Annotated in this window: 11 protein-coding genes; 6 read left to right on the top strand and 5 right to left on the bottom strand. The window is 40.9% G+C overall.

Annotation, left to right across the window (positions count from 1 at the left end; translation table 11 throughout):
* Positions 1-107 precede the first annotated feature (107 nt).
* Entirely contained in the window at positions 108-1322 is a 1215-nt protein-coding gene (locus ING2E5A_RS00765; protein ID WP_071135761.1) for an IS4 family transposase, read from the top strand.
* A 90-nt stretch (positions 1323-1412) separates the two neighbouring features.
* Here ING2E5A_RS00765 and ING2E5A_RS00760 read toward each other — a convergent pair whose 3' ends face one another.
* Positions 1413-2483 carry a hypothetical protein gene (locus ING2E5A_RS00760; RefSeq protein ID WP_045088824.1) on the bottom strand — a complete coding sequence of 357 codons (1071 nt, stop codon included), beginning with the start codon at positions 2481-2483 and terminating at the stop codon, positions 1413-1415.
* A 312-nt stretch (positions 2484-2795) separates the two neighbouring features.
* On the opposite strand from ING2E5A_RS00760, the gene ING2E5A_RS00755 reads away from it, so the two are divergent.
* On the top strand, positions 2796-4403 hold the full coding sequence (locus ING2E5A_RS00755) for a PQQ-binding-like beta-propeller repeat protein (RefSeq protein WP_154669992.1): 1608 nt from the start codon (positions 2796-2798) through the stop codon (positions 4401-4403).
* A gap of 27 nt (positions 4404-4430) precedes the next feature.
* On the top strand, positions 4431-5357 hold the full coding sequence (locus ING2E5A_RS00750) for an IS1595-like element ISPemu1 family transposase (RefSeq protein WP_071135758.1): 927 nt from the start codon (positions 4431-4433) through the stop codon (positions 5355-5357).
* 159 nt (positions 5358-5516) lie between these two features.
* Here the strand turns inward: ING2E5A_RS00750 and ING2E5A_RS00745 are convergent, their stop codons facing one another.
* Complete coding sequence (locus tag ING2E5A_RS00745) at positions 5517-6068, bottom strand: hypothetical protein (protein ID WP_071135757.1); 552 nt, start codon at positions 6066-6068, stop codon at positions 5517-5519.
* A gap of 338 nt (positions 6069-6406) precedes the next feature.
* Between ING2E5A_RS00745 and ING2E5A_RS00735 the strand changes: the two genes are divergently transcribed.
* Positions 6407-7915 carry an IS5 family transposase gene (locus ING2E5A_RS00735; protein ID WP_071135755.1) on the top strand — a complete coding sequence of 503 codons (1509 nt, stop codon included), beginning with the start codon at positions 6407-6409 and terminating at the stop codon, positions 7913-7915.
* On the opposite strand, the gene ING2E5A_RS00730 is transcribed toward ING2E5A_RS00735, so the two are convergent.
* The gene (locus tag ING2E5A_RS00730) at positions 7879-9147 is read right to left on the bottom strand and encodes a hypothetical protein (RefSeq protein WP_154669991.1); all 1269 of its coding nucleotides are present in this window, start codon (positions 9145-9147) and stop codon (positions 7879-7881) included. The two genes, ING2E5A_RS00735 and ING2E5A_RS00730, sit on opposite strands and share 37 nt — an antisense overlap.
* 685 nt (positions 9148-9832) lie before the next feature.
* On the opposite strand from ING2E5A_RS00730, the gene ltrA reads away from it, so the two are divergent.
* Entirely contained in the window at positions 9833-11245 is a 1413-nt protein-coding gene (gene ltrA, locus ING2E5A_RS00725) for a group II intron reverse transcriptase/maturase (protein ID WP_197678509.1), read from the top strand.
* A gap of 151 nt (positions 11246-11396) precedes the next feature.
* On the opposite strand, the gene ING2E5A_RS00720 is transcribed toward ltrA, so the two are convergent.
* Positions 11397-12485 (bottom strand): transposase, encoded by a 1089-nt coding sequence (locus tag ING2E5A_RS00720; RefSeq protein WP_071135753.1) that lies wholly within the window; start codon positions 12483-12485, stop codon positions 11397-11399.
* 127 nt (positions 12486-12612) lie between these two features.
* On the opposite strand from ING2E5A_RS00720, the gene ING2E5A_RS00715 reads away from it, so the two are divergent.
* Positions 12613-14124: an IS1182 family transposase gene (locus tag ING2E5A_RS00715; protein WP_071135752.1), complete on the top strand. Its 1512-nt coding sequence runs from the start codon at positions 12613-12615 to the stop codon at positions 14122-14124.
* A 259-nt stretch (positions 14125-14383) separates the two neighbouring features.
* Here the strand turns inward: ING2E5A_RS00715 and ING2E5A_RS00710 are convergent, their stop codons facing one another.
* Positions 14384-15031 carry a hypothetical protein gene (locus ING2E5A_RS00710; RefSeq protein ID WP_071135751.1) on the bottom strand — a complete coding sequence of 216 codons (648 nt, stop codon included), beginning with the start codon at positions 15029-15031 and terminating at the stop codon, positions 14384-14386.
* Positions 15032-15043: the final 12 nt, after the last annotated feature.

Here is a 15043-nt window from a genome sequence, read left to right as displayed (position 1 = left end):
CACTGTTGTCCGATAAAACTTTTTTCTGAAGAAGTACGAGGGCAAATCTGAGTTTGCCCATCGTACTAATAATTGTAGCTTTGTATTTAGCACAAAACAAGACTACAATGAACAAAAGTACTTATTTTTTCGGACAATCGGTTTTCGGACAGCTCATATCTATGATAGATTCAGGAATCATCGCTCGAAACAGCAAACGCCACAAGGCTGATCATTACGTGAAACGTTTCATGGCCAAGGATCACCTCATAAGCATGTTATTTTGTGTTTTCGCCAAATGCTCCTCCCTGCGAGAGGTGGCGGGCGCAATGCTCGGTCTTTCAGGCAAGACCAGGCATTTCCAACTCGGCCACATACCCTACAGGAGCACATTGTCGGACGCCAACAAGCGCCGGAGTGTTGATTTCTTCTCGGGCGTGTATCACGATTTGCTCCGCGAGTATCAACACGTGATCTCGGACACCCGGTTCAAGGCCGTGTTGAACAAGCAGGTCGAGATCTTCGACAGCACGGTCATCAGCTTGTTTCAGGACATCCTGAAGTGCGTCGGCAGAACACCCTCTAACGGTAAACGCAAAGGGGGGATCAAGGTGCACACCGTCATCAATGTGGACGAGCCCGTTTCCAAGATGGTATGGTTCACGTCCGCCGCCACGCACAACCACGCGCTGTTGAAGAAACTCAGCCCCGACGACAACACCATTTACGTCTTCGACAAGGGATACAACGACTACAAGGCCTTCAAGCTGTTCGGTAAGAAGGGGGCCGGCTTCGTCACCCGCATCAAGGACGACGCCGTTTACAAGGTGGAACAAGAGCTTCACGTTGAAGAATGCATTCATAGCGGCGTGCTGGAGGACACCATCATAGAGGTGACCGTCAAGGAGGACAATGGGCAGGGCAAGCTGATGTTGCGCAAGGTGGTGTTCTACGACAGGGTGTTGAAACGCAAGTTCGAGTTCCTCACCAACCTGTTCGACCTTCGTCCCGACATGATAGCCGCCCTTTACAAGATTAGATGGCAAATTGAATTGCTGTTCAGGCAGTTAAAAGGTAACTTCCCCTTGAAGTACTTCCTCGGGGACAACGAGAACGCGATAAAAACACAGATATATTGCGCCTTGATCGTGAACCTCTTGCTCACGGTTGTTCAAAAGCGGTTGAAACGGCGCTGGGCATTCTCGAACCTGGTATCATTTTGCAGGATACACCTGTTCAATTACTTGCATTTGATGAGATTTTTAGAAAATCCGGAACGAGACTGGCAACGGGATGACAAGAATTTAGGGATGCTCACCCTTTTCAGGGGGGCTTACTTTTGAGAATAATAGAAAACTAAAAAAACATGTCTGATAATATGACGGTTGGAAGTCAAGCAAAATTAAAATCAGTTTTTATCGGACGGCAATGATTTATAATAAAATAATGGTTACTGCTACAGGTATTAACCACAGGCCCCAATTAACCAAAAAACTTGCAAGGTCTTCCCCAAAACCCGTACCGTTATCTAGTGACATTAAATGATTTATATCTACAGTATAAATTCCTGTAAAAGAGTATTTAGGATAATCTTCTCCGCATGCGAATTCCAATTTAATTTTATCAACTTCTGATGGCTTTATAGTTTGATAATACCTGGATGCAGAAACATAATATTTATGGGGGGAATATTCAAGTTCTTTTAGACCTTGACTTGTTATGGGGGTTCGAACGCCATTTGTTGAATACCAATAACCCCTTGATGTCATTTTCCCATTATACCAATGAACAGCCCCTTTCTTCCTAAAACATAAATCAACTCTTCCTAGTTTAACTTTAGACCCGTCTTTTGAATTTTTATCACTAACCTCAATTCCTCTCAAAGTAATCCAAGCTTTTCTTTTTTTATTCATATTTTCTTTATCCAAGGTAAGATACTTTATATCTGTAAATGCGCGAGTATTGGGATTTTCCTCTACATCAACATTTACATTTTCGGGCATACCTAATCCTAATTCTTGAATTTTTTCATAAGAAAAAACATCACGCATATCTATCTCTTTTCCAGCTATTATAACTTTACCTTGCTGATTTAATAGCTTTGCAATAGCCTCGTCACTTACCGGCAGGAACGCTGCATAATCTTCTTCGTATTCAGGATAATACAGATTGGGGAATTTCACCTTAAATTCTTCATATCCTCCCTCACGTTGGTAATAATCGTCTGCTTCAGTCATAGCCTGATCAAATTCTCTAAATAAAGAAATAAATTCTTCCCCGGAAGCAGAACGGGTAAAAGAGGCAGTTCCAACTTCATTATTTCTCACTTTTTCGACAGCTTCTAAAAATGCTGCTTCATTATCAAACATAAGAATTCCATCCGATTGCCTAAAAACTGTATTAGTTTCATCGGTGATCGCTACTTGTTGTTCATCCAACTCATTATTACAAGAGGATAGTAGCATGCATGTTAATGCCAGCAATGTAAAAAGAATTGTTCTCATAATTGTAATTTTTTTGTCCCCATACCGTACATATTGTATTCAAGTACTCAGGGTATGAATAAATATTTGTCAATGAACTATCTTAACAACCTTCTTTCCATATTGCGCACTATAAAAATCTGTTGATTAATTCATTTTTTTGCTTTACTGATGCAAAATTATACCCTTGTTTTTCCATTTACTATACACAAAAGTGTGTTTTTGGCATACACTATCGAAATACACACTTTTGTGTGTTTTTTCCTGATCGATTATAAAAGAAAATTCTGTAAATTTGCCATAGAGTAACAGTCCTCATATTTTAGCAATCACATGAAACGAACATCTTTTTTAATACTATCAATCTGTATTTTTGGGATTACTGTTGGTCAAACATCAACCCATTTGTTTTCATTAACGGATTCGACAGTTGGCACATCTTATGTGACAGGATCTCCTGTTACCGCAACACGTTATGTTGTTTCGGGAAAATTATCCGGATGGCATTGGGATGGGATTTCGGATAATTTACTGCTCGAATTGAAAGATCCTGACAGTAAGGAGATTTCTTTCACAAATAGAGGTACCCTTAACATGGTCGACATGGAGGCTAAGAATGTGAAATGGGCACGGGCTATAAACTATAATTCGTCGGAAGTTAAATTGCAGGGAAACTACTACTTTCTTTCTGAAAAGAAAAAAAATTATTGTATCCATCCCGAAACGGGGGATGTATTGTGGGAGAACAGAAATGAGTTTTATTTTATCGATCCGTTTTTAAATATTGGGGTTGGTTATCCGCTCCAATCGTTGTCCAATAAACTTACGGCAGTTGATTTATCGAACGGCAAAGAGTTATGGAGAAAAAAGGTTAACCGGATATGCGGATGGAATGACGCATATATGTTGGACGATACTACATTGTTAATTTCAGTTGACGGCATCAGAGCAATAAATCTAACAAATGGCAAAGGGTGGACTTATAAGGCAAGCACCTCCAATAAAGAGATTGGAAAGATGATAGGTTTTAATGCGATCAATATAATTCTTGGTTTGATTTTTGATCTATATGTCTTACAAACGGAACCTAATACTTATTCCGATATGGTATCAAATATGCTTATTGATCCCTATGAAAATACAATCCTTGCCTCTAAAGATCGAATATCGAAGATTGACAAGTCAGGGAAAATACAATGGTCAACCTCTTTACCGGAGAAAAAAACATCAAAATCTTCTTTATTCCTGATTGATACCAACATTTTTATGATTAACCGGGGATATGCCCAATATAATAGAAATTTTTCCATGGTTGGCGCACCCTATTTTGCATCATTTGATTTACAAAGTGGGAAACAATTATTTCTTACATCCATTGCTGAAAAGAAAGAGTTTATTCGTAATTTTCAGGTAGTAAATGATAGATTATTCGTGGTTTTTGAGGATAAGATAGCTGCATATTCATTAAGTGATGGCTCAATGATAACTGAAAAAGCATTAGAATTACATGATGGGGAATTCTTGGATGTTTTTGTTGTTTCCGGGATTTATTGGAAAGGGAATGAGCCTTTTTTCAAAGAACTCATATCCGATTTTTCAAATCACAATTTTATGATGACTTCCAAAGGCAGGATTTTTGTTCTGACAGATAATCTTGAAACAATATTGGTGTATGGTAAACCTGACTTGTATCATAAGATAACAGATAATAGTCAATACACATTGGTTTCGAATAATAATACAGATTTTATCTTACTTGATAATTCGTATGTTCCGGTAGGTACTATAAAAACATCCGGCGATTTATTAATAAATAAGGATAAACTTTTTTTCTTTGATAAAGATTCTTTTTGGGAGATTAATCTAACCCAATTCAACCAGCCATCTAATCTTTGGCATTCTATTTTTAAGAATCGGTATAGGCGCTTAAGTCGCTGTTAATTTAGAAATAACTGCTACCTTTGTAGCATGGGATTTAGAGAAAAGTATACGGGGGTGAATTCAATAGAATTTAATAGGTATTTTCAGAGCGACGAAGATTGTTTTCGTTATTTGTCTGCAATAAAATGGTCATCTGAAAGTCCGTACAAATGCAAGAAATGCGGTCATCTGAAGTATGGAAAAGGCAAAAAGTCATATTCACGCCGTTGCGCCAATTGTAATTACGATGAAAGTCCAACGGCAGGAACGATGTTTGACAAGATAAAATTTCCATTACTAATAGCGTTTCACATATGCTTTAAGATCAGTACAAAAAAGAAAGGAATGTCTTCCATGGAATTGTCAGAAGAGTTTGGATTGCGGCAGAAAACAGTTTGGGAATTTAAGTGGAAAATCCAACAAGCAATGACGAGCAGCCGTAAAAACCAATTATGCGGCAAAGTTCAAGTGGATGAATTTCTGATTGGCGAATACGAGGAAGGGAAAGTGGGGCGTAGTGGCGAGAGCAAAAAGAAGTTAGTTATAGTTGCACTTGAAATTCTGGAAGATAAAGGTAGTGTTGGGCGTGCTTATGCACAAGTAATTGATCGTGCTTCAAGCAAAGAATTCAGACCGTTTTTTGAGACATATATTAGCAAAGAAGCGCACGTTATTACTGACGTTTGGAAAGGATATTTGCCATTGAAAAAGGACTATCCAAACTTAGAACAAATACCTTCAGACAAGGGAAAGGGAATGCAGCAACTGCATATTCACATAATGAACATCCAGGGATGGTTGCGAGGGATACACCACCATTGCTCAAAGCAGCGGCTGCAAGGTTATCTCGATGAGTACCATTTCAGGTATAACAGGAGGTCAATGATGGGGTCAATCTTCGATTTACTCCTTAGGAAGATGGTCTTCAGTGAACCTATAAGGTTAAATAGAAGTAATATAACTACAGCGGTCTAACCGCCTATACCGATTTAAGAATATATCCCAGTATATTCCAGCTACTAAATCATAAGAATATCGGTACAATATATAAAGAGAAAGAGGATAGAAATCCACTGAAGTGATTTTAACCTCTTTCCTATTCATGAATAAACTTCGACTATTTTTTCTCACATACTAATTAATGATATAACCTATTGAAAAATAGGGTTGCCAAAAGAAATTATCTACATAGTTAAGTTTAAGTCCGGGCAGTTTAAATCCATACATAATACCTGCACCAAAAGCTAAGTTTCTCTTTAGGTTGTGATAACGATAACCGGTAGCAAGTGTTCCATACGCATTGAAATTACTTTTTTCATTGAATTTATAAGTTGAATAAAAGGGTGTAACACCTGCACCTGCTTCAAATTGACTATTACCTTTCCCAAAAAGATAATTCAATTGTAGAGGAACTGATACAATTTCATTTTTTGGAAAACTCCCCCATGAGGTATATTTAAAAGGTACAAAAGTCCAGGGAGCATTAGCATATCCAACACCAATCCCCGCTTTAAAACCAAGTCCGGAGTAATTATCCAAAAAGCGCTGATCAAAAGAAACACCTGCAAGGTTGTAAACACCCAAAATTTCAACTTGAAGCGTAGAAGTATTATTTAGTTGTGATTTAGCAACAGTGCTGAAAAACAAACCAATACATAGAAATGCAAATCCAATTTTACTATTCATAATATAAGTTATTTACTTGCAAAACTAAATTCTATTTATTTCACTATGCGCATACCAGCCCATTTATTTTGTTCTTTTCCACAGATTATAGCCTCCCCCGAATGGAGTTTAGGATACTCCTGTTTGAGTGAGCCGGTCAATGTCTTTGCCCATCCAATTATTGAGCTTGGTAAATTTAATAAATCTGCACTGAAATGAATGTTATAATTTGATGTAAATACTTTATTTAGGGTTTGCTGAATAATTGGCATTTGTGTTGTATATCAGTAAATTAGTTGGTAAAAAATTTGCATAACTGCAAGAAATTGAGTATTTTTACTTCATAAACCTTGCATTTTATGATACGATACAAGAGCTCCAGGCAGCTTTCAATTTCAGAGTTCAAGATGCCCTTTGAGGCAAAACTGGATGAGAATAACCGGTGGGTTATTCTTTCAAAAATAGTTCCCTGGGAAGAGTTCGCCCGGCTTTATTACAAGAACTTCAAAAGCAACCGGGGTGCCCCCACCAAAGATGCCAGGCTTGTGCTGGGAGTAATCATCATCAAGCACATCATGAAGAGTGACGACCGTGGAGTAATAGAGATGATACAGGAGAACCCCTACATGCAGTATTTTCTTGGTCTCGAAGCTTTCACCTATGAACAGGTGATGACACCGTCACTGCTGGTCTCCATCAGAAAGCGAATCGACCTTGATGTCTTTGAATCATTGACGGACGACTTGATAAGAAAAGGGTTGAAGCTAAAAGCCGGGGCAAATCAAGAAGTGGTTGACAAGGATGCGAAGGATGAAGAAGATGATAATGATGACGATCCCGATCCGCATCCCGGGAACAAGGGGAAGCTCCAAATGGATGCAACGGTCTGTGATGCGGATATCAAGTATCCCACCGATCTGGATCTGCTGAACGAGAGCCGCCAGAAGGCAGAAGAGCTGATCGATGAGTTGTGTTTGAAACTGGGTATTAAAGATAAACCCCGTACATACAGAAGGGTTGCACGCAAGGATTTTTTGAATGTGTCGAAAATGAAGAGAAAACCAGCCAACGTGTTACGAAAAGCGATACGCAAGCAGATCAACTACCTGAAACGGGATGTGCGGACTATCAACGGGATACTGGACACCATAAAGGATAAACCGATTCCCTTCGACCGGCGGCAACTAAAGTATTTTTTTGTCATCCAGCATCTGCTGGAACAACAGGAGACGATGTATAAGAAGAAGAGCCATCAAGTAGAAGATCGCATAGTGAACATTCATCAGCCACATGTTCGCCCCATCGTCCGTGGTAAAGCCAAGGCCAAGACGGAGTTTGGCGCCAAGATCAACATCAGCCTGCTGGATGGCTATGCCAGGGTAGATCATTTCCACTGGGATGCGTTCAATGAGGGGCAGGATCTTCAGTCACAGGTTGAACGCTTCAGGAAGCTGACAGGGAAGTATCCGGAGCTGGTTCAGGTGGACAAGATATATCTTACCCGGGAGAACAGACGGTTCTTGAAAGAGAAAAGAATCCGCTACACCGGGGAACCACTGGGACGAAAGCCGGCAAAAGAGATCAAGAGCAGATACCAAAAACGTAAAGAGCGACGAGAGACGGCGGAACGCAACCAGGTTGAAGGGAAGTTTGGACAGGGCAAGCGTGGATATGGTTTAAATGATATCCGGGCCAGACTCTCCTCGACGTCAAGGAGTTGGATAGGGGCTATCATTTTTGTGATGAATCTGATCCGGCATATGAGGGATATTCCCTTACCTTATTTTGTCTCGTTACTACAGAAGTTAATGATAGTGAGAAATATAAACATTTATCCACTCGGGCCACAAATGAAATTGTGTGCCTGATTGGGAATTAATAAGCAGACCCTATTTATTTCTTTAGCATTATACGCAATAATAAAATCATCAGGCATAACATGATATATAGTTGAGGGGCCTGCCATAACAATATTTTTACATTTTACTTCTGTAACACTATTATGTTTGCTTCTTACATGACTAAACGCCATTTGAATAGCCTGTTGTGTATATTGGTTTACTTGCTGATCAGTTAAAAGATCTGTTGGAAGTAACACGTGAACCCACTCAACTCTTGCAGTCTTATGAGGAAAAGGTTCTGCTAATACGTTAGTAAGAACTGGTTGCTGTATAACAGGTCTCTGTATTCTTGCTAATTCAGGAATTTTCACTGTCAAAACAACGGGTCTCCATCCAACTCTTATCTCTTGAGCTGGTTCTTTACTCCAACCAATCCAGTTTTTTTTCTTAACCTGACCTGTAATTCCTGCTTCCGAATAGAATGCATAATGATAGGCATATAAGCGGCCTCTTACTTTACGTTTTTTACTAATATTTTTTATTTCAACCGAATACCATTTATCATTTCCAAAAAGTCCCTGTCTTAGTTTACCTAACCATGTATGACGGTCTGCCTTGTAAGACGGAAAACTCGCGTAATTAGGTTCATTATTTGAAGACCTTGTTTCAACTTCATTCGTTTCAAAATCCAAGGAATCTAAATCGATTTCTATAAGATCTTTCAACTCTTTGAATGTATCGAATCTGTAAATGTTATCCGCTAATTCGTACAAATCTTCGGAAACTTCTGTCCCGATAGAATCCATAGCATAAATATTTCTAAATTCTTCTTCTTTTTCTTTCGGGAAATAATATGTTCCGTTTCTGTTTATAAGATAAATAGTATCATTTACCATTATTTCTCCATTCGGATTCAATAGTTTCGCAAAATCCTTATTTGGGACAAGTTCATCATATCCATTTAGTTCGTAATAACTCATTTCTTCATCATCATTAGATGCACTGCGTAAAGAAACAGGAATTTCATCCAAAAGACTAATAAACGAATTTGACGTTGTACTTCTTGTTGATTCAACCCCACTTTCCAATGCAGCATAGAAAGCATCTCTACTACTGTATTGAAGCATTGGAAAATCTGGGTTGACAAGTTGTTGTTTAGACTGTTCAGGTTGTTGTTCTGGAACAATTAATTCATCTTGTTCACAGGCGGCGAAAATCATAAATATCGCCAATAATAAATGTCTGAAATTTGTTTTCATAAATTTAATTTTTTATTTTCCCATGCCTATTGTATTCAGGCACTTGCGGAGTGAATGAATATTTGTTAGTAAATTCTCTTAACCATCTTTTCTATATTGATTGCGCACTATAAAAAAGCTGTTTGTTAATTCATTTTTTTGCTTTGCTGATGCAAAATTATACCCTTGTTTTTCCATTTACTATACACAAAAGTGTGTTTTTGGCGTACACTATCGAAATGAGGCTGTCTCAAAATAGAGGCAGTCTCTCTTTTTTTGGTATGTCGGGCATGGTATTAAGCTAACAGGATGAAAGTTCCTGTATGTGCCGAGTTGATAGGAAACATTAGTGATTGGCAAAGGTGTTGCGGGCGACCGCAAATCTGAAAGAAGCCATTAGCAAATCTGCAGTTCTGACGAACAGAAACCAGATATAAGGCTCATTTGAGCGGGCAACCGAGCCATAGATTGGGAACGCCCAAAATTCAACCGTAACTCAACGTGAGTAAATCAGGCAGAACTCAGAGAAAGTTTAGTATCTTATCCCGAGAGGTCTTGCAGAGGCGCACCAACAGTGCACGAACAACAGCGATGTTGTTTTCACCTTTCAAGAAGTCAGCAGAAGACATAGTATTCGGTGTGTGTACACCATCGAAGAAGGTCTGAATCTTTTAATTTAAGGAGCAGTTAGTTCAAAATTTCTTTTATGGCGCAACCGCAAGCGATAACGTACCAATATAACCTGTTTAGTGAGCAGCGTCAGGATGTTATCCGCCCTTTTCCCACGAGTGAAACCGTATGTGGAGCTTCGGGAACAAAGGCGTTTCAAGTAAAAGAAGCAGGCGAACAGGAACGAGCCTTAACCCCCGATTTAATGAGCTTGGTGTTGTCTCACGACAATATCAAGGCAGCCTACAAACAGGTAAAACGCAACAAAGGCGTTGCGGGTATTGACCAAATGCCGACAGGAGATTTTGCTGAATGGTATTCTCAAAATGCAGAAACGTTGCAAAGCGAACTTTACAACGGCGCTTACCAACCGCAAGGGGTAAAACAGGTCGAAATCCCGAAACCCAACGGCGGCAAACGCAAATTGGGTATCCCGACGGTAACGGACAGGATAATCCAACAAGCGATTTCCCAGGTGCTCAATCCTATTTACGAACGAAAATTTTCCGACCACAGTTATGGTTTTCGCCCCAACCGCAAAGCACACCAAGCATTAAAGAAAGGCAGCGAATACGTATCAGAGGGTAGAGTAATCGTTGTAGATATGGATTTGAAAACGTTTTTCGATGTGGTCAACCACGACCGTTTAATGTATCTGCTATCAACCACCATCAGCGATAAAACGCTTTTGTGGCTGATACGCAAATACCTTCAAAGCGGTATACTGATAGACGGGGTTGTAAGCCAACGTACCGAAGGGATGCCGCAGGGCAGTCCTCTTTCACCCTTGCTGTCCAACATCGTTTTAGACGAACTGGACAAAGAGTTGGAAAAGCGGGGACACAAATTTGTTCGCTACGCGGACGATTGCAACATCTACGTACGCAGCCAACGGGCAGGCGAGAGATTGTTGGCATCGATAAGCGTATTTATCGAAACCAAGTTGAAATTACTAGTAAACAAAGAGAAAAGCCGGGTATGTCCGGTCAATCACACCAAATTCTTGGGCTATACCATTCAAAGGGATGGCAGTCTGAGCATAGCCAACGAAAGTGTAAAACGCTTTAAGGAAAAGGTACGGAAGTTAACCAAACGCAATAGGGGCGTGAATTTTGAACAAATTATTGTGGAACTCGAACCTGTGATGCGCGGTTGGCTTAACTACTTTCGGCATGCACGCTGTAAACGCCTGTTGGAGAATATAGATTCTTGGATACGGCGAAAACTTCGGTGCTATCGCTTAAAGCAATGCAAGCGTGTAATTACGCTTCAGCAATTTTTGAAAAGCCACGGTGTGGAGACTTGGCAAAGTTGGATATTGGCTCTTTCGGGGAAAGGGCTTTGGTGTAAATCGGGATGCCCGCAAGCGCATCAAGCCTTGTCCAACCGGTGGTTCAACGATGTAGGTCTTTACAATCTCTCATTAAATTATGCAAGGTTAAACCATTAAAAGAAACCGCCGTGTGCGAGAGCATGCACGGTGGTGTGAGAGGGCGGGGGAGTAATCCCCCTACCTACTCGATTACTATGTTAAAAAGAACGGCAAGTTCTCATTTCTATCAACGATGCCTTTAAATTAGGGTCTGCTTACTAATTCCCAATCAGGCACACAATTTCATTTGTGGCCCGAGTGGATAAATGTTTATATTTCTAACTTTCATCAGTTTCGATAGAAACGAGACAAAATATGACAGGGGAATATCCCTCATGTACCTGATCAGGTTCATCACAAAAATGATAGCCCCTATCCAACTGTTTGATGTCGTGGCCAATCTGGCACGGATATCATTTAAACCATATCCACGTTTGCCCTGACCAAACTTCCCTTCAACCTGATTGCGTTCCGCCGCCTCTCGTCGCTCTTTACGTTTTTGGTATCCGCTCTTGATCTCTTTTACCGGTTTTTGTCCCAGTGGTTCCCCGGTGTAGCGGATTCTTTTCTCTTTCAAAAACCGCCTGTTCTCCCGGGTGAGATAAATCTTATCCACCTGAACCAGCTCCGGGTATTTCCCTGTCAGTTCCCTAAAGCGTTCGACCTGTGCCTGAAGATCCTGCCCCTCGTTAAAGGCATCCCAGTCAAAATGATCCACCCTGGCATATCCATCCAGCAGGCTGATGTTGATCTTGGCGCCAAACTCCGTCTTGGCCTTGGCCTTGCCACGCACGATGGGACGTACATGCGGCTGATGAATGCTCACGATGCGATCTTCTACTTGATGGCTCTTCTTCTTGTACATGCTCTCCTGTTGTTCCAGCAGATGCTGGATAACAAAAAAATATTTCAGCTTCAACCCTTTTCTTATTAAATCGTCTGTCAATGATTCAAAGACATCCAGATCAATGCGTTTCCTGATGGAAACCAGCAGCGAGGGCGTCATTACCTGTTCATAAGTGAAAGCTTCGAGTCCAAGAAAATACTGCATATAGGGATTCTCCTGGATCATCTCTATCACACCGCGATCGTCCGTCTTCATGATGTGCTTGATGATGATCACTCCCAGCACAAGCCGGGCATCCTTGGTGGGGGCACCACGGTTGCTCTTGAAGTTCTTGTAGTAAAGCCGGGCGAACTCTTCCCAGGGAACTATTTTTGAAAGAACAACCCACCGGTTATTCTCATCCAGTTTTGCCTCAAAAGGCATCTTGAACTCGGATATTGAAAGCTGTCTGGAGCTCTTGTATCGTATCATAAAATGCAAGGTTTATGAAGTAAAAATACTCAATTTCTTGCAGTTATGCAAATTTTATATCGTTTAATATACTGATTTTCAGCATAGATATCTATTATTTAGCAGACCCTAAATTAGTACAAAAATAATGTTTAAATCTTACATTACCAACGATAATCTGCTACTTCCACCAAGTTTGGGGGAAATGATCCCGCAAAACGATCCGGTACGGGTAGTTCACCGTATCATCGAGCAGATAGATTTGAAGAGTTTGTACAGAAAGTACTCTCACCTTGGCAGTCACGCCTATCATCCTCGCTTGATGCTCAAGCTGATTGTCTACGCCTACCTTCGTAATGTTTATTCCTCCCGCCGCATAGAAGAGCTATCGCGCAATGACATCCGATTCTTGTGGCTGAGCGGGATGAATGTTCCAGATCATAACACCATCAACTGGTTTCGTTCGGGACGATTGAAAGGGATGTTGAAAGAGGTTTTTGCTACGATTGTGAAGTTCCTGGAGGCAGAAGGCTTCGTTAGCCTGGAAAGAGCCTATACCGATGGCACCAAGATTGAATCTGTTGCCAACCGCTACACTTTTGTCTGGGGCAAGTCAATCCAAACAAGGACGGGAAAGATTGCCGAAGAGATCAACGAGCTGTGGGCCTACGCCGAATCGGTGACCAAGCAGGAGTTGCTCCAGGAGGCCCCTTTGCTGCCCGAAGATATCAGCAGCGAGAAGGTGCGTGAGGTGGTGGAGAAGATCGATGAGACCCTGCGGGATGTGGATTGCGATAAGAAGATCAAGCAGAAGGTGAAACGGGTGAAGAAAGCCTGGCCGGAGCAACTGGAACGATACGAGCAGCAGGAGAAAATCCTGCAGGGTCGCAACAGTTACTCCAAGACAGACCCGGATGCCACTTTCATGCGGATGAAAGAGGACTACATGCGTAATAAGCAACTCAAGCCGGCATACAATGTCCAGATCTCCACCAACGACCAGTTCATCACCAATTACAGTCTTCACCAGACCACCTCCGATACCACCACTTACATCGAACATCTTGAGCAGTATAAATCCCTTTATGGCCTCTACCCGAAAGAATCCATTGCCGATGCCGGTTATGGCAGCGAGGAGAATTATCTTTACGCACAGGAAAAAGGGATCAACACCTTTATCAAGTACAACTACTTCCACAAGGAGCAATCCGGGAAATGGATGAATGATCCTTTCCGTTCTTCCAACTTTTATTACAATGAGAAACAGGATTGCTTTTATTGCCCCATGGGACAACCCATGCGCCTGATCTATATACAAAAGCAGAAAACCAAAACCGGTTTTACACAAGAAGTACATCATTACCAGGCGGTTCGTTGCCAGGGATGTCCTTTAAGGTCTCTTTGCCACAAATCCAGGAATGACCGGGTGATACAAGTCAATCACAGGCTAAGCAAGTTAAAAGCCAAAGAGAAAGAGAAGTTGCTCTCTGAAGAAGGGTTGATGCATCGAAGTCAAAGGCCTCAGGATGTGGAGGCCACCTTCGGTAACCTGAAAAATAATAAAAACTTCAAGCGGTTCCTTTGCAGAGGCAAGGACAGGACAGAAGTGGAGTTTGGATTGCTCTCGATTGCCCATAACCTGGCAAAAGTAGCATCATAAGGCCTTAATGGGCTGTTTTTTTTCCTTTTATATGCTTTTTACCCTCCAAATAGCAGAAAGTTTAGAAACTCACATTCGAAAAACAGAAGAAATCGATTCCTGGTGAAAAAATAAGACAGAAAAAAGGCTATCTCATTTTATATTATGAGACAGCCTCTTTTTCCTTTGGGCAAAAAACATCTGGTTTTACGGAATATTTTTCAATTCTGATCCAAAAAAGCCGTCGTAATGACACTTGGTTGTTCCTTACAATTGCATTTCAAGCAACTACACTGGCTTGATTGATACCGTAGGAAGATTGGTTCTCACGAAAAAAACCAACAAGGTCATCATATGTGGAATAAACGGGGATTGTTTCCGAACCGAGGTATTCGATCCCATTGCCAAGGCTATGCACCCGAATACCCATTAGTTTCATTGTTCGCAGCAGTTTGCTATCACATTCTGCAAACACAATCCCTTTCTTTCTGTTGCAAATCGGGTACATGGCATAGAGCAACAGCGATTTGAACAGTAACAATCCATGACGGCCGATATCGGTATTGACTGCCAATCGTCCTATATGCCAAATTGCAGAACAACTATCATCGGGTGAAATATCGTTTAGGCATTGAATGCCGAATAAAGACTGTATGGGCAGTGTTTCTCTCCCATCCCACAGCATCAGGCGGATGGCTCCTATAATGTTATTCTCACTATTTTTTGCTACAAATATCCGTGAATGGTTAAAATAACGCACTTCTTCCCGATATACTGCTTCGACTTCTGCATCGAAATGAATATTGGGCCGGCTATTGGAATGATGCTTGTAGTTTTCCCGCACCACAAATCCGGCAAGTTCATGCAAACTATCCTCCGACAATTGCCAGATGGTATATTTGTCGTAAAATGTAATGAATTTATCCATTATTTAGATTTA

Source organism: Petrimonas mucosa (assembly GCF_900095795.1).
GTDB classification, from domain to species: Bacteria; Bacteroidota; Bacteroidia; order Bacteroidales; family Dysgonomonadaceae; genus Petrimonas; species Petrimonas mucosa.
The sequence above is the reverse complement of the archived record's forward strand: the minus strand, read 5'-3'. Positions and strand labels throughout refer to the sequence as shown.